The organism is Sphingobium sp. TomTYG46 (assembly GCF_055396345.1).
The window spans coordinates 1,139,988-1,163,414 of sequence record NZ_AP027324.1 but is presented as its reverse complement, the minus strand read 5'-3'; the positions used below and the strand labels follow the sequence as shown (position 1 = coordinate 1,163,414).

23 protein-coding genes and 1 tRNA gene are annotated in these 23,427 nt (G+C 61.0%); 9 read left to right on the top strand and 15 right to left on the bottom strand.

All coding sequences use genetic code 11. The features are described from left to right. Positions 1-18: 18 nt before the first annotated feature. A complete protein-coding gene (locus tag ACZ5YV_RS05915) occupies positions 19-2,079 on the bottom strand; it encodes a transglycosylase domain-containing protein (RefSeq protein ID WP_464788982.1) in 2,061 nt (686 codons plus the stop codon). A 108-nt stretch (positions 2,080-2,187) separates the two neighbouring features. On the opposite strand from ACZ5YV_RS05915, the gene ACZ5YV_RS05910 reads away from it, so the two are divergent. After that, positions 2,188-2,370: a hypothetical protein gene (locus ACZ5YV_RS05910; protein ID WP_464788981.1), complete on the top strand. Its 183-nt coding sequence runs from the start codon at positions 2,188-2,190 to the stop codon at positions 2,368-2,370. 7 nt (positions 2,371-2,377) lie between these two features. Here the strand turns inward: ACZ5YV_RS05910 and ACZ5YV_RS05905 are convergent, their stop codons facing one another. Then, complete coding sequence (locus tag ACZ5YV_RS05905; RefSeq protein ID WP_464789161.1) at positions 2,378-3,673, bottom strand: MFS transporter; 1,296 nt, start codon at positions 3,671-3,673, stop codon at positions 2,378-2,380. Positions 3,674-3,819: 146 nt separating this feature from the next. Between ACZ5YV_RS05905 and pgsA the strand changes: the two genes are divergently transcribed. The 3 genes from pgsA to ACZ5YV_RS05890 are packed head-to-tail and all read left to right on the top strand — an operon-like array spanning position 3,820 to position 5,087. Then, positions 3,820-4,383 (top strand): CDP-diacylglycerol--glycerol-3-phosphate 3-phosphatidyltransferase, encoded by a 564-nt coding sequence (gene pgsA, locus ACZ5YV_RS05900; RefSeq protein ID WP_460987868.1) that lies wholly within the window; start codon positions 3,820-3,822, stop codon positions 4,381-4,383. Positions 4,384-4,386: 3 nt separating this feature from the next. After that, positions 4,387-4,647: a MoaD/ThiS family protein gene (locus tag ACZ5YV_RS05895; RefSeq protein ID WP_464788980.1), complete on the top strand. Its 261-nt coding sequence runs from the start codon at positions 4,387-4,389 to the stop codon at positions 4,645-4,647. Beyond that, positions 4,644-5,087 (top strand): molybdenum cofactor biosynthesis protein MoaE, encoded by a 444-nt coding sequence (locus ACZ5YV_RS05890; protein ID WP_464788979.1) that lies wholly within the window; start codon positions 4,644-4,646, stop codon positions 5,085-5,087. The genes ACZ5YV_RS05895 and ACZ5YV_RS05890 overlap by 4 nt, the downstream gene beginning before the upstream one ends. A gap of 3 nt (positions 5,088-5,090) precedes the next feature. On the opposite strand, the gene ACZ5YV_RS05885 is transcribed toward ACZ5YV_RS05890, so the two are convergent. Both ACZ5YV_RS05885 and ACZ5YV_RS05880 read right to left on the bottom strand, forming a co-directional pair. Then, entirely contained in the window at positions 5,091-6,017 is a 927-nt protein-coding gene (locus tag ACZ5YV_RS05885; protein ID WP_460987871.1) for a hydrogen peroxide-inducible genes activator, read from the bottom strand. A 39-nt stretch (positions 6,018-6,056) separates the two neighbouring features. Further along, a complete protein-coding gene (locus tag ACZ5YV_RS05880) occupies positions 6,057-6,830 on the bottom strand; it encodes a sulfite exporter TauE/SafE family protein (RefSeq protein WP_464788978.1) in 774 nt (257 codons plus the stop codon). 156 nt (positions 6,831-6,986) lie between these two features. On the opposite strand from ACZ5YV_RS05880, the gene epsC reads away from it, so the two are divergent. The 3 genes from epsC (at position 6,987) to ACZ5YV_RS05865 (ending at position 9,090) form a co-directional block, all read left to right on the top strand. Then, the gene (gene epsC / locus ACZ5YV_RS05875) at positions 6,987-7,709 is read left to right on the top strand and encodes a serine O-acetyltransferase EpsC (RefSeq protein WP_464788977.1); all 723 of its coding nucleotides are present in this window, start codon (positions 6,987-6,989) and stop codon (positions 7,707-7,709) included. Continuing rightward, positions 7,709-8,053 (top strand): DUF2794 domain-containing protein, encoded by a 345-nt coding sequence (locus ACZ5YV_RS05870; RefSeq protein ID WP_464788976.1) that lies wholly within the window; start codon positions 7,709-7,711, stop codon positions 8,051-8,053. Before epsC ends, ACZ5YV_RS05870 begins: the two co-directional genes overlap by 1 nt. Before the next feature lie 92 nt (positions 8,054-8,145). Then, on the top strand, positions 8,146-9,090 hold the full coding sequence (locus tag ACZ5YV_RS05865; RefSeq protein ID WP_464788975.1) for an NAD(P)H-dependent flavin oxidoreductase: 945 nt from the start codon (positions 8,146-8,148) through the stop codon (positions 9,088-9,090). On the opposite strand, the gene ACZ5YV_RS05860 is transcribed toward ACZ5YV_RS05865, so the two are convergent. Then, positions 9,073-9,993, bottom strand: coding sequence for an alpha/beta fold hydrolase (locus ACZ5YV_RS05860; RefSeq protein ID WP_464788974.1), 921 nt, complete (start codon positions 9,991-9,993; stop codon positions 9,073-9,075). The genes ACZ5YV_RS05865 and ACZ5YV_RS05860 overlap by 18 nt on opposite strands. Positions 9,994-10,142: 149 nt before the next feature. Further along, positions 10,143-12,107: a hybrid sensor histidine kinase/response regulator gene (locus ACZ5YV_RS05855; protein WP_464788973.1), complete on the bottom strand. Its 1,965-nt coding sequence runs from the start codon at positions 12,105-12,107 to the stop codon at positions 10,143-10,145. Between the two features lie 224 nt (positions 12,108-12,331). On the opposite strand from ACZ5YV_RS05855, the gene ACZ5YV_RS05850 reads away from it, so the two are divergent. Continuing rightward, positions 12,332-12,405, top strand: a tRNA-Gly gene (locus ACZ5YV_RS05850). A gap of 8 nt (positions 12,406-12,413) precedes the next feature. Here the strand turns inward: ACZ5YV_RS05850 and ACZ5YV_RS05845 are convergent. From ACZ5YV_RS05845 to cyoA, 7 genes are all read right to left on the bottom strand, one after another. Further along, positions 12,414-12,947: a response regulator transcription factor gene (locus ACZ5YV_RS05845; protein WP_464788972.1), complete on the bottom strand. Its 534-nt coding sequence runs from the start codon at positions 12,945-12,947 to the stop codon at positions 12,414-12,416. Beyond that, complete coding sequence (locus tag ACZ5YV_RS05840) at positions 12,937-14,265, bottom strand: ATP-binding protein (RefSeq protein WP_464788971.1); 1,329 nt, start codon at positions 14,263-14,265, stop codon at positions 12,937-12,939. Before ACZ5YV_RS05840 ends, ACZ5YV_RS05845 begins: the two co-directional genes overlap by 11 nt. Continuing rightward, positions 14,262-14,924 (bottom strand): SURF1 family protein, encoded by a 663-nt coding sequence (locus tag ACZ5YV_RS05835; protein WP_464789160.1) that lies wholly within the window; start codon positions 14,922-14,924, stop codon positions 14,262-14,264. Before ACZ5YV_RS05835 ends, ACZ5YV_RS05840 begins: the two co-directional genes overlap by 4 nt. A gap of 50 nt (positions 14,925-14,974) precedes the next feature. Further along, positions 14,975-15,364 carry a cytochrome o ubiquinol oxidase subunit IV gene (gene cyoD / locus ACZ5YV_RS05830; protein WP_464788970.1) on the bottom strand — a complete coding sequence of 130 codons (390 nt, stop codon included), beginning with the start codon at positions 15,362-15,364 and terminating at the stop codon, positions 14,975-14,977. Beyond that, the gene (cyoC, locus tag ACZ5YV_RS05825) at positions 15,361-16,005 is read right to left on the bottom strand and encodes a cytochrome o ubiquinol oxidase subunit III (protein ID WP_464788969.1); all 645 of its coding nucleotides are present in this window, start codon (positions 16,003-16,005) and stop codon (positions 15,361-15,363) included. The genes cyoD and cyoC overlap by 4 nt, the downstream gene beginning before the upstream one ends. 6 nt (positions 16,006-16,011) lie before the next feature. Further along, complete coding sequence (gene cyoB / locus ACZ5YV_RS05820) at positions 16,012-18,030, bottom strand: cytochrome o ubiquinol oxidase subunit I (RefSeq protein WP_464788968.1); 2,019 nt, start codon at positions 18,028-18,030, stop codon at positions 16,012-16,014. 180 nt (positions 18,031-18,210) lie between these two features. After that, positions 18,211-19,347 (bottom strand): ubiquinol oxidase subunit II, encoded by a 1,137-nt coding sequence (cyoA, locus tag ACZ5YV_RS05815; protein WP_464789159.1) that lies wholly within the window; start codon positions 19,345-19,347, stop codon positions 18,211-18,213. A gap of 166 nt (positions 19,348-19,513) precedes the next feature. Between cyoA and ACZ5YV_RS05810 the strand changes: the two genes are divergently transcribed. Further along, on the top strand, positions 19,514-20,845 hold the full coding sequence (locus ACZ5YV_RS05810; RefSeq protein WP_464789158.1) for an MFS transporter: 1,332 nt from the start codon (positions 19,514-19,516) through the stop codon (positions 20,843-20,845). Here the strand turns inward: ACZ5YV_RS05810 and ACZ5YV_RS05805 are convergent. After that, on the bottom strand, positions 20,842-21,687 hold the full coding sequence (locus ACZ5YV_RS05805; RefSeq protein ID WP_464788967.1) for a glycosyltransferase family 2 protein: 846 nt from the start codon (positions 21,685-21,687) through the stop codon (positions 20,842-20,844). The two genes, ACZ5YV_RS05810 and ACZ5YV_RS05805, sit on opposite strands and share 4 nt — an antisense overlap. Before the next feature lie 4 nt (positions 21,688-21,691). Next, on the bottom strand, positions 21,692-22,966 hold the full coding sequence (locus ACZ5YV_RS05800; RefSeq protein ID WP_464788966.1) for an ammonium transporter: 1,275 nt from the start codon (positions 22,964-22,966) through the stop codon (positions 21,692-21,694). Positions 22,967-23,427 lie beyond the last annotated feature (461 nt).

The window sequence follows — 23,427 nt, the reverse complement described above, 5'->3', positions numbered from 1 at the left end:
CCTCAGGCATCAATCACGTCAAGGTTCCTGGCCTCCATCGGTCGGCTGTGTCGGCACGATCCGCGGCGGCGGCGTAGCGGGGACGGCGGGGGAGGGCGGCGCTTCAGGCTGGCCGATGGGCAGGCGCAGTTGATTGGGGCCTATGTTGACCGAAACACCATTGTCATCGACACCAAGGCTCATATTGCCCAGGCCTCCTTCCACCGTCACATTCGCGATTGCGTTGACGAGGTCGCTATCCTGTTGTTCGGGCGGTGTTTCGACAGGTTCGTTGATTGCTCCGGCCATGAAGTTTCGCCAGATGCGCGCAGGAACGCCGCCGCCTGCCGCGCCGCCGGGGAGCGGAGCATTATCGTCATTGCCGATCCAGACGGCCGTCACCAACCCACCGGCATATCCGACGAAGATCGCGTCACGGCTATCCTGGGTGGTTCCCGTCTTGCCGAATGTGCTGGTGCGAAGTGCCGCTGCGCTGCCCGTTCCCCGGTTTGCGGCCGACGACAACAGGTCGCGGATCATCTCCAGCTGATCCTGGCTGAAATGACGCTGACGGCTCATCAGGCGGCCGAACCACCCCTGTTCTTCGGGAGGCAGGCCATGGGCGATGACGGGATAGGCACCCGCCGCTACGGTGGCATAAGCCTGCACGAGCTGGATGAGCGGGATTTCGGACGTGCCTAGCGCAAGGCTGAGATCTTCTGTCAGCGGTGCCGCGATGCCCAGGTCGCGCGCGACTTTTATGACAGCATCGACGCCCACTTTTTGCGTCAATCTGACTGCCGCCACATTGCTCGACGCCGCGAATGCCTGACGCAAGGTGATGCGGCCGCGATATTTGCCGCCGTGGTTGGCGGGCCGATAGGTCCCGCTGGTGATCGGCGTGTCCTCGATAAAATCCTCCGGCGTCATTCCGGATCGGAATGCGGCCAGATATACGAAGAGCTTGAAGGTCGATCCGGGCTGCCGCTTTGCTTGCACGGCCCGATTGAAGCTGCTCGCGCGATAATTTTTGCCGCCGACCATGGCCACCACGCTGCCATCGGGCTTCATCGCCACCAGAGCTGCTTCGGCTTGGCCTAGAGGCGCTCGGCGAATTGCGGCTTCGGCCAGGCGCTGGATCCGCCAGTCGAGCGTCGTTGGAACAGTCTGCGCTCCATAAACCGCGCCCGCGCGGTCACGCGCCTCGGGCAGTACCCAGTCGGCGAAATAGGTGCCAGTCGTCGGATCCGGCGTTTCACGCACTTCCAGCCGCGCTGGGCGCAGCTCGTTGCGTTCGGCCTTGCTGATATAGCCAGCGTCCACCATCGCCTGCGTCACCAGAGCGGCGCGCTCCCGTGCTCCTTTCAGGTTCGCGGTCGGCGCGAGGCGAGATGGCGCCTTCAGCAATCCCGCGAGCATCGCGGCCTGCGGAATGGTGAGCCGTTCGGGCTGGCGGCTGAAATAGTGCAGCGAAGCGGCGCGCAATCCATAGACATTGTCGCCGAAATAAACGTTCGACAAATAGCGTTCGAAAATCTGATCCTTGGTCAGCCATGCTTCCAGCCAGAAGGCAATCAGCGCCTCCCGGGCTTTTCGTCCGAACGTTCTGTCGCTGGAAAGGAACACCCCCTTGGCAAGCTGTTGGGTGATGGTGCTCCCTCCCTGCGACGAACCGTCCGACCATAGATTGTGCCAGGCGGCTCGTACTATCCCTCGCGGATCGACGCCCCAGTGACTGTAAAAGCGCCGGTCTTCGATCGCCATGAAGGCTTGAGGCACATGTTTGGGCAGATCTGCCATCGAAACGGGGCGATCGATTATCGCGCCGCGACGGGCGATGAGATGACCGTCGGCGGACATGAGGCTGACGCTTGGCGGCGCGATCGGCTTCAACGATCGCGAAAGCGGTGCGGTGACTGCAAGCCAGGCTATCACGAGCATCAGCAGTGCGAGCAGCCCGGCGACGATCCATCCTGTGACATGCAGCCGCTTTCGCCATGGCGTGGATGGAACGAAGGCGCTGGGTGGCCCTGCTCCGAACTCGCGGGGTGGCTGATCGGGCTGAGGCGCGGGCAGGGGATCTTTCATTGGCTCCAGCATGCTGTATTATCAGATTGATACAGTCAATAGCGTCCTGTCTCGGGACACTCTCGGGTTAACCACGATAATGGGTGGCCGAAATAGTGAATCAGGCGTTAACTCGATGCCATGCGAACGCGTCCGCTTATCCTTACGAACGAAGCTGCCCGCCATGCCTTTCGTCAGCGGCTGCCGCGTCACGTCCTGAAGGTGGAAGACGCTTCGGCCTCTACCTCGGATGAGAGCGACTGGAAGCTGTTTGTTCTGAGCTTCTGCGCATTCTTCACCGCCTTTTACAGCTTTATCTTCTGATCCGGCCTCAGTCGCAGGCTTTGTGAAGCGTCCATGCGATCCATGCGCAGGGGAGGCATAGCGCGGCCACCAGCAAAAGCTGGTCTATGACAGACATGCCTGCGATGCTTAGGCCAATTGCAAAAAATGATCCCAGAACCATGGCGCCTGAATTGACGATGTTGTTTGCGGCTACGGTGCGGGCAGCTTCGCACTTTTCGACCGTCGTCGTGAGGAATGCATAAAGCGGCACCACGAACATGCCGCCGAATGTCGCCACACCAAGCAGGCATGCCGATAATGCTAGCGCCAGGGGATGGGCAAGAAAGCCCTTGAGCGAGAGCATCGCGCCGCTTCCGTCAGGTGTCCATAGATCACACACAATGTGAAACGCGACGATGCACAGACCCATGCCAATGACGGATGCGGGTGCGTAACGCGCTGACACATGCCCCTGCAGCAGCCGGTTGATCGCGATCGACCCAATGGCGATGCCCACGGAAAAGATCGCCAGGAACAAGCTGGCCACTGACTTGTCCGCTGCCAGCACATTTTTGACGAGCGGCGGGAACTGGATGAACAGGATTGAGCCGACGGCCCAGAAGACGCTGATTGCCATGATGGCCAGATAGAGGCGCCGGATATGCATTGTACCCCGCACCAGCGCGATCGATGACCGGATGATGTGGAAGTCGATTGGCTGCCGCTCAAGCAATGAAGGCGCGGGCGGCACTTCTCGGCCTGCCACATAGCCGATCGCAGCTGTCACGACGATGCCGATGGCTGCGACCTCCACGGGAATCAGGCCCGCCAGGATCGTTCCGGCAAGGATGGCGATATAGGTTCCAGCCTCCACGAGGCCTGTGCCGCCGAGCACTTCGTCGTCGTGCAGGTGCTGAGGCAGGATGGCGTATTTGATCGGGCCGAAGAAAGTGGAATGGACGCCCATCGCAAAGAGTGCGCAGAGCAACAGCGGAATGGCCACGCCATGGATCGCTATGCCGCTCCAGATCAGCCCCAGGCCAATGGCGCCAACCAGCATTATGGCGATCTCGGCTGCTTTTACATATCGTATGATGACGGCCTTGTCCCGCTGATCGGCGAGTTGGCCTGACAGCGCGGACAGGAGGAAAAATGGCAGGATGAATATGCCCGTCGCCAACGCGCTGAACCAGGTTTCCGACCGTTCGTCATTATAAACGCTGTACACGACGAACAGCACCATCGCATTTTTGAACAGGTTGTCGTTAAAGGCCCCGAGCAATTGAGTGACGAAAAGCGGCAGGAAACGTCGCTTGTTAAGGAGCCTGAGTGAGGCTTGCATAGGCAAGAAGGTCTTCTTCGCTGTGGACGAGCGGAGCGGGGTCTAGCGGCTGCCGCGTCGGCTGTCCAACGCATCCGAATGAGAAGCGGTCGAGGCCCTCATCACGGCTGCTTGTGCTACGCGGCGGACTGTGGCAGTCCGCCGCCATGCTGACGCTGCCCAATCTGCTGACGCTTTCGCGGATACTGACCGTCCCGTTGCTTGTCGCGTTGCTCTGGCCCGCAGAGGTCGGTGCTCGCTGGACGACTGGCTATGCCTTTGCCTTCGGGCTTTATTGCCTGATGGGCATCACCGACTATTTCGATGGCTATCTGGCGCGAGCCCAAGGGACCGTTTCGAAGCTGGGCGTCTTTCTGGATCCCATCGCCGACAAGATCATGGTTGGCGCAGTTATTCTGATGTTGGCCGCCACTCGCGACATCGCGGGTATCCACATCGCTGCCGCCATGATCATACTATTGCGCGAAATCGCCGTGTCGGGGTTGCGTGAGTTTCTGGCGGGTCTTCAGGTTTCGGTGCCGGTGTCCCGCCTGGCCAAGTGGAAAACCACCTTTCAGCTGATAGCCTTGGGCGCCCTGATCCTGGCGGGCGCGGTTCCCGCATTTCCCTTGGTTCAGTTGCTGGGTATCGTGACCCTCTGGGCCGCAGCAATACTGACTTTGATTACCGGTTGGGACTATCTGCGGGTCGGTATCAAGCATATGGACTGATGCGTGGTTAAACTCGAAATCCTCTATTTCGCCTGGGTGCGAGAAATTATCGGCTGCGACGGTGAACAAGTCGATCGGCCCGCCGCCGACATGAGTGTCGCAAATCTGATTGCGCAGCTTGCGGAACGTGGAGGCCGCTATTCTGAAGCTTTGGGTGATACGGGGCGGCTGCGCGCAGCGTTGGATCAGCGCTTTGTGCCGCTTGAAACAGTGATCGGGCAAGCGAACGAGCTAGCGATCTTTCCGCCGGTCACCGGCGGATGAACCGTGTTTCCATCCAGATTGAGGATTTCGACGTAGGCGCCGAGTTGGCGCTGCTGGAAGCTGCGGGAGGCGGGGGCGTTGCCAGTTTCACAGGGGTCGTGCGCGGCGATAATGCGCTAGTTTCACTCGAGCTTCAGCATTATCCGGCGATGACGGCAGCTCAGGTCGAGCGGATAGTCGATGAAGCGACCGCGCGTTGGCCGCTTTTGGCCGTGCGCGTGATTCATCGCTTTGGAAAGCTCAATCCAGGCGAACACATCGTTTTTGTCGGCACGGCATCGCGACATAGGGCGGCCGCGCTGGAAAGTTGCGCCTTTCTGATCGATTGGCTGAAGTCTGACGCGCCCTTCTGGAAGAAGGAGTATTTTGCCGATGGGGCGGCCGCCTGGGTGGAGGCGCGGGTTGAGGATGAGGCGAAGGCGCGCGATTGGACCCGCTGAAGATCAGGCGGCTACACTGGATTGCGGTAAATCGGCGGCATCGCGCAGAAGCTCGGCGAGCAGGCGAAATTCCTTTTCCCTCGGACTATTCTTGCGCCAGACCAAAGCAATGTCACGGTGCGACCGGTCGGATCGCAGAGGCCGTACGGCGATCTGTGTGTGATCCAATATTCCGCCCGTAATGGCCATTTCCGGCATGATCGTCATACCAAGGCCATTATCGACCATCTGAACCAGCGTATGGAGGGAGGTGCCCATCATCATCGCGCTCGAACGGATTTCGGGGCGATTGCACGCGGCAAGAGCATGGTCCTTCAGGCAATGACCATCTTCCAGTAAAAGCAGCTTCGTCTCATCGATCATGTCAGGCGCCACCCACTCGGGCGGGTCGCGGGGATCGTCTTGAGGAAATGCGACATATAGCCGGTCCTGGAACAGCAGTTCGCTGTCCAACTCCCCGGTGGGAAAGGGCAGGGCAAGGAGGACACAGTCCACGTTGCCGTGACGAAGTGACTCGATCGCGGTCTGCGTCGTTTCCTCCCGGAGGTAAAGCTTGAGTTCGGGCCTATCCGCCCGCAAGCGGGGGAGCAGGCGAGGTAGCAGGAAAGGCGCGATTGTCGGGATGACGCTCATGCGCAACTCGCCGGTGAGCGGCTTGCCCGAGGCTTCGGCGATAGCCGCAAGTTCCTCCGCTTCGCGCAGAACGCGATGCGCTTTCTCCACGATACGGTCGCCCAGAGCGGTGAAGCGCACCACCCTTCGCGTCCGTTCAACCAGCGTCACGCCGATCAGCGATTCCAGTTCGCGGATACCCGCCGAAAGCGTGGATTGCGTGACATAGCAGCTGTCGGCCGCCTTGCCGAAATGCCCGTGCTGCTTCAGCGCAACAAGATATTGCAGCTGCTTCAGCGTGGGCATGTAACTCGACATCGATCGCCTTTCTCGATTAGAAAGCCGAAGATAAGAGCGTCAGCCGATATATCCAAGCCATTTGGCTACGCCGAACAGGGACGTAAGCGTCAGGATTGTGCCAACCGCTGTGAATAGCATCCGAGGTGCGACGTGACGGGCAAGCATTGCGCCAAAGGGTGCCGCTATTATGCCTCCGAGTAACAGGCCGACGGTGTAGGTCGTAAAGGCCTGCCAGCCCAGATGAAGGATGAATGTCAGGCTAATCGCCAGCGTCAGAACGAACTCGACGGTGTTGACGGTGCCGATCGTGTGCCGCGGACTGGACCCTTGAATCAGAAGATTGGAAGTGACGATCGGCCCCCAGCCGCCGCCGCCCGAGGCATCCATGAAACCGCCGACGAGGCCAAGTGGTGCCACCCACTTCGGGTCTCGTGGATGGGGTGGCAGATGAAAGCCGCGCCAGATCAGATAAACGCCGATTGCGGTCAGGTAGAGTTGAACGAAAGGCTTGATCACTGATCCGTCGATGTTTGAAAGAATGTAGGCTCCTGTCACGCCGCCAATGACGCCGGGAATGATGAGGCGTGAAAATAGCCGCCAATCGACATTCCGGTGGGCGATGTGGCTTATGGCCGAGACAGCGGTCGTGAAAGTTTCGGCGGCGTGTACGCTGGCGGACGCTCTGCTTGGCGGCACGCCCAATGCCAGAAGCAGGGTGCTGGAAATCACGCCGTACGCCATTCCCAAAGCCCCATCGATCATTTGGGCTCCGAAACCGATCAGGATAAAGGGTAGAAGTTCGCTGAGATGAGCGAGGATGGGATCGGTCATTCAAAGGCCCCTGTTGATTGTCTACCGCATTGCTTGGTATATCATAGCTCTCCAAGAAACATTCTGTTTTATGGTCAGAAGCCGAAATAGCCACGCATCTGGAAAATGGATTATTGCAGGCCTATGTAGTAGCCTTCGGTTTTCAGGGGCTGCTGCATGCTGCGCAATCTTATTGGCTATTTAGACTCGGTCAAATCGCGTGACCCCGCTCCGCGCTCGCGGGCTGAAATCCTCCTGTACCCGGGGGTTTGGGCTCTTGGGTTTCATCGCGTCGCGCACAGCCTCTACGGCCTTAGGCTCTATTTCATGGCGCGCGCGGTCAATCATTTTTCCCGCTTTCTCACCGGTAACGACATCCATCCCGGTGCGCGCATCGGCAAGCGTTTCTTCATTGACCACGGCTTCACAGTGATTGGTGAAACGGCTGAAATCGGTGACGATGTCACTCTTTATCAGAATGTAACGCTTGGCGGCACCGACCCTGCGAACGGCATTGCAGGCAAGCGGCACCCGACCCTGGCCGCTGGAGTTATCGTCGGATCGGGCGCGCAGGTGCTTGGTCCTGTACATGTCGGCGCGCGCGCGCGGGTGGGTGCTAACGCAGTGGTCACGAAAAATGTGCCCGACGGCGCGACGATGGTCGGTATTCCGGCTCGGCAAATGGTCGTTGATGTGACCGCTTATCAGCGCGAATTCCTGCCCTATGGCACGCCCTGTAGCGATTGCCATGATCCGGAAAAATATAAGCTGGAACAGCTTCAGCAAGAAATCGAGCAGTTGCAGAAGCGTCTGGCAGAGCTGCTGGAGCAGCGGCAGGAAGGGGCTCATGAATCCCCTGATAATGATATCCCCTTGTTCCAGGAGCGTGGTCGCGCCTGATGAGCAATGTGACCCCGTTCCCATCTCAAGCCAATCCGATGGGACAGACGGGGTTCGACCGACTGGAATTGCAGCGCATTATGGATCTTTACGGCCGGATGGTGTCGGCTGGGCATTGGCGGGACTATGCGATCGATCTCGGTTGTGATGCAGCAGTTTTTTCCGCCTTTCGGCGGGCCGCCGAACGCCCGGAATATCGCATCGAGAAGCGGCCTTCGCTCCGTCACCGGCAAGGAATGTGGGCGCTGATCGGGGAGGCCGGAGGCATTTTAAAACGAGGCGCTGAACTTCAGGGCATTCTTGCGCCCGTCGAACGCAGATTGCTTAAGATTGTGCGGGATTAGCGCTGTTTCTGATAGCGAGTGTCCAATATCGCGAAGACCAAAGGTGGCAGCCGATAAGGGGTGCCAGAGCCAACGACGAATAAGGCCGATTGATGACTTTGCCAAAGCTGCTTGAAGATCGTTTATCCTTGCCGCTGATAGCGTCTCCGATGTTCATCGTGTCCCGGCCCGCGCTTGTGATCGCTCAATGTCGCGCTGGCATTGTGGGCTCATTTCCTTCGCTCAACGCACGGCCTTCAGGCGTGTTCGAAGAGTGGCTTCAACTTCTCCGCCGGGAACTGACTGAGGATGATGCGCCTTTCGCGGTCAACCTTATCGTCCATAAGACAAATGCCCGGTTGGAGGAGGACCTAGCTCTCTGCGTGAAATATCGCGTCCCGATCGTGATTACCTCGCTGGGCGTTCGTGCCGACGTCAACGAAGCGGTCCACAGCTATGGTGGCCTTGTGTTCCACGATGTCATCAACAACATGTTCGCGAGGAAGGCGATCGAAAAGGGGGCGGACGGCCTGATTGCGGTTGCCGCAGGGGCAGGGGGCCATGCGGGCACATTGTCGCCGTTCGCGCTGGTGGAAGAAATCCGCGCATGGTTTGACGGCCCTCTGATCCTGTCAGGTGCGATCTCAACCGGCCGAGCGATTGCCGCTGCCCGCATGATGGGGGCTGATCTGGCTTATATGGGCTCTGCTTTCATCGCGACGGAAGAAGCGAACGCCGACCTCAAATATAAGCAGATGATCGTAGACAGTAGCGCCGCCGACATCGTCTATTCGGATCACTTCACCGGCGTGCATGGCAATTATCTGAGACCTAGCATTACAGCAGCCGGGCTGGACCCCGACAAGCTGACGAATGCCGCCGACATGGATATCGCCGCGATGGCCGAGGATGAGAAAAAGGCCTGGCGCGACATTTGGGGGGCGGGCCAAGGAATAGGCGCGGTCGAGAAAATTCAGCCCGCCGCTTCGTTCATAGAGCAATTGAAGGCGCAGTACATTGCTGCCCTTGCATCCTTCCAATCAAAGGAAGGCGCGTAGTTCTGCAAGGAATGCGTCAAACTGGTCGTGGTGCAACCAGTGTCCGGCTTCGCCAAATTCCACCAGTCGCGCATCACGGAAGTGCGCTGCCCTGCCGTCATTCACGGGATTCGATGCCCAACTGTCCAGACCCAAGCAAAGGAGTACTGGGCAGTGAACCCGCGACCAGAACTGCGGTAGATCATCTCCAACCATGTCTTGCGGCGGCGTTTGGCGAAGATATGGATCGAACTTCCAATCATAGCTGCCATCTTCATTTCGGTTCACGCCATGAACCGTCAGATGCAGCGCCTGTTCTCCTGACAGGTGATCGTTCCGTTCCCGCATGCGCGCGACTGCCGCTTCGAGCGTGGGATAGTGACGAGGCTGCTTGCGAGCGCTCGCGCGGCGCTGCTCGATCCATTCGCGCCAGCGATCGGGTGCGGGATGGGCTGCCTTGTCCTTAAGCCTCTCCGGGGAAAGGCCCAGCCCTTCAATCGCGACCAGGCGGTCGATGCGCTCCGGGAAGAGGCCTGCATAGCACAAGGCTATAGATCCGCCCAACGAATGGCCCACCAGAACAACCTTGTCCCGCTCCACCTGCTCCACAAGCTGGGCGAGGTCGTAGACGAAGTCCGCCGTCAAATAGGTGCCCTCGGTAGACCAGGCGCTGTCGCCATGGCCCCGAAGATCAGGAGCCACGACATGGAAGTCCCGCGCAAGTGCCCGAGCCGTCCAATCCCAACTGCGCGCATGATCCAGGGCGCCGTGCAACAGGATCAATGTGGGTGCGGAGCGGTTTCCCCAATCGACATAATGCAGGCGAGTGCGCAGCGAAGTGAAGAAATGCGATGTCGGGCTTAGGGTGGCGACGTTGTCCGGACATTCGCCCAACGGACTGGCAAAATTTGGGGTGATATTCATGTCCTCGGGCGCACTCCGCGTTTCTGGACGGCCAGCATCATAACTTAGTCATTATAGCAGCATTTTTGAGAAAATTGATGGCGATAGTGAGCAGAGTTCCCGCCCTTAGCGTGCCAAAGTGGGAGACGCTGAAGAAATGATTGGGTCGATCAAAAGCCTTCTGATCGCCCAAACGGAATCACCCGGTCAGCGGCCCGATCATGATGGGCCAAGGCCACCATGCGCGCTAGATCGGCCTGTTTGAATGGCTTGTCGAGCCTCAGCCGTTTTGTGGCGCCAGGGGGCAGTTCGGCATATCCCGTGATGATGATGACGGGCAGGCCGGGATGGCTTTCAGTCAGGACGTCTGCCAGTTGCGCTCCCGTCATATGAGGCATTGCGTGGTCCGTGATGACTAGATCAACGTCCCCCTCGGTCAGCATTCGTAGAGCATCCGCTCCTGACCCTGCCTGAAACACGGTATGTCCCAATTCCTCGAGCATGCCCGCCGTGTTTGTGAGAACCAAGTCATCGTCATCGACCGCCAATATGACGAGCGGCTGATCTGTGGGCTCAACGATGGTCAGGCTCTGGCGCTCGTCCTCCTCCGCGTCAATCTCATCATCAGCCACTGGAAGCCAGAGCGAGACAGTCGAGCCCTGTCCCGGCTCGCTTGAGATGATCAGCGACCCGCCGCACTGCTGGGCAAAGCCGTGGACCATGGAAAGGCCGAGGCCGGTGCCTTTGCCTACGCCCTTGGTGGTGAAGAACGGCTCACGAGCCCGGGCGAGGGTATGTTCATCCATGCCTTCCCCCTCGTCGATGACCGAAAGGCGGACATAATGACCACAGGGCAAATCAGGCCGTTGTTCCGCCGTAAGATGAGCCTCGGCACCTTCAACAATGATCCGGCCGCCCCCCGGCATCGCGTCGCGGGCGTTTACGGCAAGGTTCAGCAGCGCCAGTTCCAGCTGCGCCGGGTCTGCATGCGCGGCGCTGAGGGACAGGGGGAAACGGGTCTCGATCGTAACGGTGGAACCCAAGGTCGATTTCAGCAGCCCGGCCATGTTTCGCACCAGGGCGATGCAATCGATGCTGGCCAGTTTCAACTCCTGACGCCGGGCAAAGGCCAGCATGCGCTGGGTCAAGATGGCCCCGCGATCGGCCGCCGTCATCGCATTGTCGATATAGCGCGAAATATCGGCTCCGGTTTGCAGCCGCTGCCTTGCAAGGTCCAGGCTTCCCATGATGACGGCGAGCAAGTTGTTGAAATCATGAGCGACCCCGCCCGTCAGCTTGCCGATCGCGTCCATCTTCTGCGACTGAAAAATGGCTTCGCGCGCTTCTTCGAGTGCCAGTTGAGATTCCCGCCGCTCGGTCAGATCGCGCGTGATCTTGGCGAAGCCTATGAGGTGGCCCATGGGGTTGCGAATGGCGTCGATGACGACGTTGGCCCAGAAGCGCGACCCGTCCTTGCGAATGCGCCATCCTTCCGCCTCGAACCGTCCTTCTCGGGTCGCCGTTTCAAGAGCGCGGGAGGGTATTCCGGCCATGCGGTCTTCTTCCGAATAGAAGCGGGAAAAATTCTGGCCGAGTATCTCGTCCGCGGTGTATCCCTTGAATCGCTCTGCGCCTGCGTTCCAGCTTGTGATGGTGCCCACCGGGTCGAGCATATAAATCGCATAGTCGGTGACGCTTTCCACCAGCAGGCGGAAGCGCTCCTCGCTTGCCTTGAGCGCTTCTTCGGCAGTGCGCCGTTCCGTGAGGTCGCGCGTCACCTTGGCAAAGCCGATCAACTTGCCTGCGGAGTCGCGGATGGGGTCGATGACGACGCTTGCCCAAAAGCGCCCGCCATCCTTGCGCACGCGCCATCCTTCGGCTTCGAACCGCCCTTCGTGCTCCGCGGTTTCGAGCGCAAGGGCAGGGATGCCCGCCGCCTGATCTTCCGGGGTGTAGAAGCGGGAAAAATGTTGGCCGACAATCTCCTCGGCCTCATATCCCTTGAACCGGCGCGCTCCTGCGTTCCAACTAACAATCGTGCCATTGGTTGAGAGCATGTAGATCGCGTAATCAGTAACGCTCTGGACAAGCAATTCGAAGCGGTTTCCAGAGTCCTCCGGCGCCGCCGTGTTCATAAGTTCCCCATTAAGTTATTGTATCTCCTGAAAACTGACAAACACCCCGAACGGTTCATCGTTCCGCCGGTGAACCGTCAATCTGTCACTCAGCCCATATCGCTCTATTAACTAACGCATATTTTTGAAGGGTTTGGGGAGAAGAGCCCATGCCGGGAGCTTTTTGGCGGGGCTAAGGGAGATCGTTGACCTTCCCTGGATCAGCCGCTAATCCCGGCGGCGTTGCGGGTGTAGCTCAATGGCAGAGCAGAAGCTTCCCAAGCTTACGACGAGGGTTCGATTCCCTTCACCCGCTCCATTCTTGCATCAGCCGACCTGCCGCTTGGCGAGCTTTCGTGCCAACGTCCTGCGATGCATGCCGAGGCGGCGCGCTGCTTCTGATATGTTGAATTCGCTGTCCTTCAACACCTCATGAATATGCTCCCACTCAAGCGTCTTGATCGATGTTGGACGTGGGGCGAGGGGCGTTGATGGGTCGCCAGTCGACCGGGCGAATGCTGCCTCAATGTCATCCGTGTTTGAGGGCTTGGCGAGATAGTGCGACGCGCCGAGCTTGATCGCTTCGACAGCGGTCGCGATGCTGGCGAAGCCGGTCAGGACGACGATCAGCATTTCCGGATCATGGGCATGCAGCGTCTGGACGCAAACCAGGCCGGACTCAGATGCAAGCTTGAGATCGACTACTGCATAATGGGGACGGTGCTTCTCGAGCAGGGCGAGAAGGGTGGCATGGTTGTCAGCGGTCAGGACCTGATAACCGCGCCGTTCAAAAGAGCGCTTGAGCGTTTTGGCGAAGGCTTCGTCATCCTCGACAAGGACCAGCAGTCGGTCATCCTCCATGGGGCAACTCCTCTTCGAAGGCGACCGTGCTGAGCGGGAGGCGGAGCAGGATGAGCGCGCCGCCGTCTGCGCCGTTGCTGGCGGAGACGTTGCCGCCGAGTTTTCGGACCACGTTGACGACCAAGAAGAGGCCGAGGCCGCTGCCTTGTTTGCCTTTGCTGGAGCGGTAGGGTTTGCCGAAGTCCGCGAGCATTTGTTCGCTGAAGCCCTTACCATTGTCGCGGACGGCGATGTTGAGCGAGTTGCTGTCCCGCCCGACGAGCAGGTCGATGTAGGTGGCGCCAGCTTCGCGGGCATTGTCGAGGAGGTTTGTGATGGCTTGGCGGATGACGGGATCGGCGATGATGCGGGGATAATCGTGGGGGCCGAAATCGCAGCGGAGGGGGATGGTGGGGTTGGTGGAGCGCCAGCTTTGGGCGATTTCAAGAATGAAATCGCGAATTGGCGTGATTTTTGGAGCTTCGCCTCGGGCTTCTCCTGAGGAAATGAGAATGCCTGTCAATATCTGTTTGCAGCGTTGGACGGCGGTCTGCATCTCGCCGACTTCCTCGAGAAGCGAGGGGTGCGCGGTGATTTCGGGCATGTGGCGCCAGTCGCCTAGCACGACGGCCAGTTGGGAGAGGGGGGTGCCGAGTTCATGAGCGGCTCCGGAGGCTAGTAGGCCCATGCGGACGATATGTTCTTCCTCCGCCGCTTGCTGGCGTAATTGGGCGAGATAGGCTTCGCGGGCCTGGAGGTTTCGCGTTACCCGGCTCATGAAAAGGACCAGCAGCACCGCGATCATGGCGAGGCAGATCCAGGTGCCGAGGATGTGCAGGTCGAAGAGGCGCCCCTCCAGCGCGTCGGTAAGCTCCAGCGGCCGGTAGACGAGAGACAGCATCGCCGCGCAGAGCAGCGACAGGAGGACGATGCCCCAGATGCTCCAGCGATCGAGCAGCACCGCGCCCAGCGCCACCTGAAGCAGGTAGAGCGCGATGAAGGGATTGGTCGCGCCGCCGCTGAGATACAGTTGCGTCGTCAACAAGAGCACGTCGAAGACGAGCGCCAGGAACAGTTCGATATGCGCAACGTCGGTACGGCGGCGCAGCGTAGCAAAGGTGGCGACATTCACCGCTGCCCCGATCGAGGCGACCAGCAGCATGGCGGCGACAGGCAAGCTGATCCCCATGCCCCAATGCACGAAGAGGATCGTCGCGACCTGCCCCGCGATCGCGATCCAGCGGAGCTGGGCGAGCAGCGCCATATTCTTGCGCCCGGCCGCGTCCGCTGGCCATTGGCTGGGCAGCAGGCGGGCGCCGGTGGACAGCCACCGCTTCAAGACCGTCTTTCCTTCCATTCATGGCGCATGACGAAGATGTAGGCGCCAGCCGCCATCGCCGCCAGCGCGAACCATGTGAGGGCATAGGAAAGGTGGCTGTTGGGGAAGGTAAGGACGGTCAGGCCGCCTATGGGAAGGGATGCTGGCGGGCCGCTGCGTTCGGCATCGATGAAATAATTGGCGACCGGCGCGTGAAGTCGGCGCGCGGCGGCGATGGCGGCAACGTCGCGTGAATACCAGCGATTTGCGGCCTGATCGTTAGAGCGCAGGAAGCCGCCGCCCGGTTCGCTGAGGCGCATCAGGCCGGTCACGCGGACTTGACCAGATGGTCTGGAAAAGCGGGTGCGGGCTTCCGGCGGTACGAAGCCCCGGTTTACGAGCAGGGTGAAGCCGCCATCGGTGACAAGCGGGGTCAGCACCCAAAAGCCTGCGCCTCGCGCTGTCGATGCCTGCACCAGCGTGGAGCGGTCATGCAGGAAGTGGCCGGTCGCGATCACTCGGGTGTAGGCGTCTTTGTCGCTGGCTGAAGGGGGCGCCGGGACAGGCGCGGCGTGGACCCGGCTTTCGACCTTTGCGATCAGGTCGCGCTTCCATGCCAGGCGATGCACTTGCCAGACGCCAAGACTGACCAGCCCCGCGACCGCCAGGGCGGCGGTCATCGAGAAGATGATCAGGAACCCCGCCGAGCGACGGCGGGGTTGGGGGTCTGTCACGGCATCTGGCTCATGTCATGCACGCTCATATCCATCTGCGGCATCATATTATGGTTGAGATGATACATGACCCAGATCGATCCCGACAGGGTGATGACGACCAGCACGATCGTGAAGATCAGCGCCAGCATCGTCCAGCCGCCTTCCGAACGGGTGTTCATATGCAGGAAGTAGATCATGTGGACCAGGATCTGAACGACCGCGAAACCCATGATGGTGAAGGCGGTCAGTTGCGGATCGCCCAGCACGCCGGTCATGACGAGCCAGAAGGGGATGGCCGTCAGGATTACCGACAGGCCGAACCCGATCATGTAGCTGCCGAAGGTGCCATGGGCAGGCGCCTGCCCATGATGATCGTCGTGATGGCTGTGGCCGTGCGCGCTCATCGCAGCATCCCCATGAGATAGACGAAGGTGAAGACGCCGATCCAGACGACGTCAAGGAAGTGCCAGAACATCGACAGGCACATGAGGCGGCGCTGGTTGGCGGGGATCAGGCCCTTCTTCGCAACCTGCACCATCAGCGTCACTAGCCAGATCGTGCCGAAGGTGACGTGGAGGCCGTGCGTGCCCACCAGCGTAAAGAAGGCCGACAGGAAGCCCGACCGCATCGGGGTCGCGCCTTCATGGATGAGGTGCGCGAACTCGTACAGTTCGATCGACAGGAAGGCGAGGCCGAAGAGGCCGGTGATGGCGAGCCAGCCTTGCGTGGCCGCCACGCGGTTCTTTTCCATCGCCAGCATCGCGAAGCCATAGGTGATGGATGAAAAGAGCAGCATCGCGGTGTTGAGCGCGACCAGCGGCAGGTCGAACAGGTCCTTGGGGCTCGGCCCCGCCGCATAGCTGCCGCCAAGCACTGCATAGGTGGCGAAGAGACAGGCGAAGATGAGGCAGTCGCTCATCAGGTAGATCCAGAAGCCCAGCATGGTGCTGGAGCCTTCCGGATGGTGGGGCTCATGTTCCAGGTGGAAGAGCGGATTGCCGTCCTTGTCGAGGAAGGCGGGGTCAATCGTAGGTGCGCTTGCCATGTTGGTTCAGCCCTGCATGGCGAGTTGACGCGTGCGCTCGCCCTCGGTGCGCTCCACCACATCCTTGGGGATGTAGAAGTCGCGCTTGTAGTTGAAGGTGTGGCCGATCGTGACGGCAAGGATACCGATGAAGCTTAGGCCCGCGAGCCACCACATGTACCAGATCATGCCGACCGCGAAGGCGACCGACAGGCCCGCGATGATGACGCCGGTGCCCGTATTGCTGGGCATGTGGATCGCTTTATAGCCGGAGAGCGGGCGCTGATAGCCGCGCTTCTTCATGTCCGCCCATGCGTCGCCATCATGGATGACCGGGGTGAAGGCGAAGTTATAATCCGGCGGCGGCGAACTGGTCGCCCATTCGAGCGTGCGGCCGTCCCATGGATCGCCGGTCGTGTCGCGCAGCTTGTCACGGTTCATGATGGAGACGCCGAACTGGATGAACATGCAGGCGATGCCAGCAGCGATCATGAGGGCGCCCAACGCCGCGATCTGGAACCAGATCTGGAGCGAGGGATCATCGAACACGCGCATGCGGCGGGTGACGCCCATCAGGCCGAGGATATAGAGTGGCATGAAGGCGACCCAGAAGCCCACGACCCACAGCCAGAAGCTCCGCACGCCCCAGGTGCGGTCCAGCTTGAACCCGAACGCCTTGGGCCACCAATAGTTGATCGCCGCGAACAGGCCGAACAGCACGCCGCCGATGATCACGTTGTGGAAGTGCGCGATCAGGAACAGCGAGTTGTGCAGCACGAAGTCCGCTGGTGGAACCGCGAGCAGCACGCCGGTCATGCCGCCGACCACGAAGGTCAGCATGAAGGCGACCGTCCACATCATCGGCAGTTCAAAACGGATGCGCCCCCGATACATGGTGAACAGCCAGTTGAAGAGCTTGGCCCCGGTCGGGATGGAAATGACCATCGTCGTGATGCCGAAGAAGCTGTTGACGCTGGCGCCCGAGCCCATGGTGAAGAAGTGGTGCAGCCAGACGAGATAGCTCAAGATCGCGATGACGACCGTCGCATAGACCATCGAGGAATAGCCGAAGAGGCGCTTCGACGAGAAGGTCGAGGTGACTTCGCTGAACACGCCGAACAGCGGCAGGATGAGGATGTAGACCTCCGGATGGCCCCAGATCCAGATGAGGTTCACATACATCATGGGGTTGCCGCCCATGTCGTTGGTGAAGAAGGCCGTGCCTACATAGCGGTCGAGGCTGAGCAGCGCGAGAACGGCGGTCAGCACGGGGAATGCCGCGACGATCAGGATGTTGGAGCAGAGCGAGGTCCAGACGAAGATCGGCAGCTTCATCATCGACATGCCCGGCGCGCGCATCTTCACGATGGTCGCGATCAGGTTGACGCCCGATAACAGCGTGCCGATGCCTGCTATCTGAAGGCCCCAGATATAATAATCGACGCCGACGCCCGGGCTGTAAGCGATGCCTGACAGCGGTGGATAGGCCAGCCAGCCCGTGCGCGCGAATTCGCCAACGAACAGCGACATCATGGTGATGACCGCGCCCGCCGTCGTCATCCAGAAGCTGAAATTATTGAGGAAGGGGAAGCTGACGTCGCGTGCGCCGATTTGCAGCGGGACCATATAGTTCATGATCCCGGTGATCATCGGCATGGCCACGAAGAAGATCATGATCACACCATGGGCCGTGAAGATCTGATCATAATGGTGGGCGTTCAGATAGCCTTCCGAGCCGTTGAAGGCCCATGCCTGTTGCAGGCGCATCATGAGCGCATCGGCGAAACCGCGCAGGAACATGATGAGGCCGAGGATCATGTACATGATGCCGATGCGCTTGTGATCGACGGTCGTGAACCAGTCGCGCCACAGCATGCCCCAGAGGCGGTATTTGGTGACGAGGCCAAGGACTGCGATGCCGCCGATTACGACCGCGACGAAGGTGCCCATGACGATCGGTTCGTGGATCGGGACGGCGCTCCAGTCCAGGCGGCCGAAGATCAGTTTCCAGATGCCGCTATTTTCGGATGCGGGATGGGGGGACATGGGGGTCAGGACCTTGGGAGGGAGGAAGAGGAGATTATCTTAAGCCCCTCCCCTTGAGGGGAGGGGTTGGGGTGGGGATTGGCCGGATAATGCGGCGCTTGGGGCGCTCCCCCACCCCCGGCCCTCGAACGGAGTCGCGTGCCTCCGTTCGACCTGAAGGGGAGGGGTGATATGAGGGGCTTACCGACCATGATGCGCATGCCCATCGGCATCCTTCTGCGCCGGCGCTTCATGCCCCTGCGCAGCAGGCGTGCGCTCTGCCGCAGGCGTCATTCCCGCAGGCTGCGCAATCTCGCCCTTCTTGCCCGGCTCGACCGGATGGTAGCCGCCGACATCGATAGTGCCGTCATGACGCAGGCCTTCGGTGTCGCGCGCCGATTCCTTGCCAGCACCGCCCATCATGTCGGTCATCATGACCTTATCCATGCAGCGCTTGCCCGGCTGGGCGCACATGTTGAGGGCGGCGTGGAAGAGCTTTGGTTCGACGCCCGCGAAATACATGGGCGGGACCTTCTTGCTCGGCTGCTCCAGCTTCACATAGGTGGCGCGGTCGAGATTTGCGTTGCTGGCCTTTACCTGCGCAACCCACTTGTCGAACCCGGCTTGGTCCATCGCCTTGAAGCGGAAGCGCATGTTGGAGAAGCCTGCGCCGGAATAGTTGGCGGAGAAGCCTTCGAAAGTGCCGGGCTTGTTGGCGACGGCGTGGAGGACCGTCTGCATGCCGGGCATGGCGTAGATCTGTCCTGCGAGCGCGGGGACGAAGAAGCTGTTCATCAGCGTCGCCGAGGTGATCTTGAACTCGATCGGCTGATCGACGGGCGCGGCGAGTTCGTTGACTGTGGCAATGCCGAGTTCAGGGTAGATGAACAGCCATTTCCAGTCGAGCGCGACGACTTCGACCTGGAGGCGCTTGGCCGCCGGTTCGACCTTGCGCGCGGCATCGATGCGCTCGATCGGGCGGTAGGGATCGAGCAGGTGCGTGCTGGTCCAGGTGATGGCGCCGAGCGCGATGATGATCAGCAGCGGGGCCGACCAGATCAGCAGCTCAAGGCTGGTCGAATGGTCCCAGTCGGGGTCATAATCCTTAGCCTGCGCCTTTTCCCGGTAGCGCCAGGCGAACCAGATCGTCGTGGCCATCACCGGCAGGATGATGAGCAGCATGAGCAGCGTCGAAATGATGATCAGGTCGCGCTGCTGCATTGCGACATCGCCTGCGGGGGACATGACCACCCAGTTGCACGCGCCAAGGGGAAGCGGCAGCAAGGGCGCGATTCGGCGCGTAAAAGCTCGGGAAAAGGGGCGAGGGCGTGCGGTCATGAAGCCCGCATAAGGGGGTGGCGTGGCGATCGACATTGGACCTTTTGTCCTATCCCCTCGCAGGCGCAAAATAGGGCAATGGCCTTTCGACCACCGGGGCGATTCGCTATGCTGCAACGATGTTTGGCATGGATCGTTCCCGCAGCATGAAGGCTTGTCCAGACCGATGAACGCCGCGACCACCACACCATCGTCCACGCAGATGGAGCGCGACGCACGCCTTGTGACGGCGCGGGATCATAAGGTCGCGCCGGGTGAGATCGCGATCGGCGTGATCATCGGGCGGACGTCGGAGTTTTTCGACTTTTTCGTCTATGCCATCGCGTCGTGCATCGTGTTTCCGGCGCATGTCTTTCCCTTTTTAAGTCCGCTGGCGGGGACGCTGTGGTCCTTCGCGATCTTCGCGCTGGCGTTCGTGACGCGGCCGATCGGGTCGTTCATCTTCATGGCGGTGGACCGGGCCTATGGGCGGGGGGTGAAGCTGACCATTGCGCTGTTCCTGCTGGGGGGATCGACGGCGTTTATCGCGTTTCTCCCGGGATATGAGACGGTTGGCATATGGTCGGCGGTGCTGCTGGCGGCGCTCCGTGCGGGGCAGGGGATTGCGCTGGGCGGGACGTGGGATGGGCTCGCGTCGCTGCTGTCGCTGAACGCGCCGCAGAACAAGCGCGGCTGGTATGCGATGATGCCGCAGCTGGGCGCGCCGCTGGCGCTGGTGGTCGCGAGTGGGTTGTTCGCTTTCTTCCTGTTCAACCTGTCGCGGGCGGATTTCCTGGATTGGGGCTGGCGCTATCCCTTCTTCGTGGCGTTCGCGATCAACGTGGTGGCGCTGTTCGCGCGCTTGCGGATCGTGGTGACGCATGAGTTTGAGCGGCTGTTCGAGGCGCGGGAGTTGCAGCCTTCGCCGGTGCTGGAGACGGTGCGAACGGAGGGGCGGAATATCATCATCGGCGCTTTTGCTCCGCTGGCGAGCTTTGCGCTGTTTCATATGGTGTCGGTGTTCCCGCTGTCCTGGATCGCGCTCTATACGAAGCAGCCGCTGGAGCGCTTTCTGGTGATCGAGGCGATTGGGGCGAGCGTGGGCGTGCTGGCCATCGTCGTGTCGGGATTTGTCGCGGATATGGTGGGGCGGCGTAAGCTGCTGGCTTGGTCGGCGCTGGGGATCGGGATATTCAGCATCGCTGCGCCGCTGCTGCTCAATGGTGGGGAGCTGGCCGAGATCGCGTTCATGATCCTGGGCTTCATGCTGCTGGGATTGAGCTTTGGGCAGTCTTCGGGTGTGGTGGCGTCCAACTTCTCGACGGCCACGCGCTATACGGGGTCGGCGTTGACTTCGGACCTTGCCTGGCTGGTGGGGGCGGGATTTGCGCCGCTGGTGGCGTTGGCGCTGTCGGTCACGTTCGGGTTGGCGGCTTCGGGCGCTTATCTCTTCTCCGGCGCGGTTGTGACGGGGCTGGCGCTTTTCATCAACAAGGAGCTGGCGGGCAAGGACCGCTAAGCCGCCATCTGCCTCATCCGCGCGAGTGCTTTCCGGTCGAACCAGCCGGTCGGGCCGGAGCGCGGGGCGAGGCGGGGGAGCCATGTGGCGTAGAGGCTGCGCAGTTGGCGCGGCAGGGCGTCCGGGCCTTCCCGGCCCATGATGTCGGAGACGATGCGGTTCTGGAAGAAGCGCAGCGAATAGTTGGTCATCCGCCGATATTGCATGCGCCAGCTTGCAGGGCTGGTGAGGCGGACGGGTTCGCAGAGGAAGCCTGCTTCTTCGCAAGCGATGACACGCTCGCGCTGCCAGGCGGCGTCGGTTTGCAGATCGGTATGAGCCCAGGCCGCGACGAGGCCATCGTCGCCAATCAGATCATCGGGCAGCCGCAACGCTCGCGCGCGGATGCGGTTCACGAAATGGCCGGACAGTGCGTAGAGATCGCCGAAGAGGCCGCCGTCTGTTGACAGCAGATGGCGGTAATGCGCGGCCATTCTCCCGTTGAGAGGCATGCCCGCCGCCGCATTGATGCCGTCGCTTGCTACCGCCCGCACCAGCGCGTCGATGGAGCCGGGTGCGATCTGGGCGTCGCCGTCGAGGAGGATGACGGCTTCGTCGGTTCCGTCCAGCAGATCATGGATCAGGTAGTTCCACGTTCGCGACTTGCCGCCTTGGGCGATGTCATGCACCCGGACATTGGCTCGCCCGGCTGTCATGTCGCGGGCGCGGGCGGCGGTGGCGTCGGTCGAGCCGTTGACGAGGACATGATAGACGGTGTCCGCCCGGTCCAGCGGGAGCGAGGCAAGGCAGGTGCCGATCCGCCGCTCCTCCTGATGGGCGAAGATGCCGACGGCGATGCCCATGATGTTAGCGGAAGTCCCAGCCCTGTTGACCATGATCGACCTGATCAAGGCCCTCAGCGGCTTCCTCTGCCGTTAGACGCATGGGCAGTACGACCGATAGCAGCAGCGCGACGATAGAGGTTCCCGCCATGGACCAGAGGGCCACGGCGATGACACCGGCCAATTGGCTCAGCATGGCCGTTATGAGGCTGATGTCGCCTTCGAAACCGACGCCACCAAGGAGCGGCTGAACGAAGAACGGCAACAGCAAGGCGCCGATCAGGCCGCCTAGCCCATGGAGCAGGAAAACCGACGCCGGATCATCGACGCCGCGCCCGAACGTCGCCTTTGCGATGCGGCAGAGAAGGGCGGCGACAAGGCCGATCAGCATTGCCCCTCCGGGACCCGAAAGTGCGGCGGAGGCAGAAATGGCGGCGAGACCAGCGACGGCGCCCGACATGATGCCGGTGGCGCTGATGCGGCCGGTCGCGGCGCGATCCGACAGCGCCCATGCGAGGGCGCCCGCGCTGGCAGCGAAATGTGTGTTGAGGATGGCCGTGGCGGCATTGTCCGTGGCGCCAAGAGCCCAGCCGCCGGAAATGCCCGCCCACCCGATCCAGATCAATGCGCCACCCGCGAGACTGAGTACCGGTGCGTGGCTTGCGCCGACTTGTCGGGGACGGCGGCCGAGGATCAGGGAGAGTGCGAGCGCTGAAAAGCCTGCGCTCATGTGCATGACGAGGCCGCCGGAAAAGTCGATGACGCCGAGCGCTGCAAGCCAGCCGCCGCCCCAGATGCCGTGAACCAGCGGGGCATAGACGATCAGCAGCCAGAGCGGAGCAAGGGCCGCGATCCAGCCGAAGCGCGCGCGTCCAGCCGTGGCGCCGGGGAGGAGGCAGACAGCAAAGAGGGCCAGGGCCATCTGGAACAGGATGAAGGCGGATTCGGGAACGGTCAGTCCAGCCTTCAGGGAGCCTAGGTTGGCGAGTAGAAGGTTCGCGCCGCCGCCCAGCCATGCGCTGCCGGGTGCGAAGCTGAGGCTATAGCCCGCGATGGCCCAGGCGAGCGATGCGCCCGCCGCGACGGCGATAAGCTGGGTGCTTGCCGAGAGCGCGCTTCGCACATTGACGAGGCCCGCGTGGCGCAGAAGCAGGCCCGGAAGCCCGGCGAGCAGTATGAGGAGGGCGCAGAGGATCATCCAGGCCGTGTCTCCGCTGTCCGCGACGGCCATCGCTACCTGCGCTTCTGCCGTTTGGGGCGAGGCCATGAAGAGGAAGAGGAGGAGGGCGCGAGCGAACATGGGACGATCCGATATGTCTGGTGTCCTATGTCTATGGGGTGGCGGTAAACACTTTGATAAGCTTAGTGGGGAGGGGCGGTTGTGGGGGCGGGGTTTTCAAGAAAGAGAAGGGGCTTCGACAAGCTCAGCCCGAACGGGGTTAGGTGATCGCGATGAAAGCCACGGCACCTAGGGTGTGTGGGGATTCAGTCCATGACGGGCTGCAAATGGCGACTTTCTGCGCTTCCGGTGCTCACGTACTGAAGTACGCTGCGTCGAAGCGAGGCACGTGACTCGCTTCGAGGTTCTCGAAATTCACCATTTTCGCCTCATCCTGAACTGAATCCCCACACACCCTAGAACATGATCATGTTTGAGTGATCGTCACCCCGGACTTGATCCGGGGTCCCACTCCTTTTCTGACGCCGTCGAGGCAGCGGGACCCCGGGTCGAGCCCGGGGTGACGGAAAATGAGCCTCGAC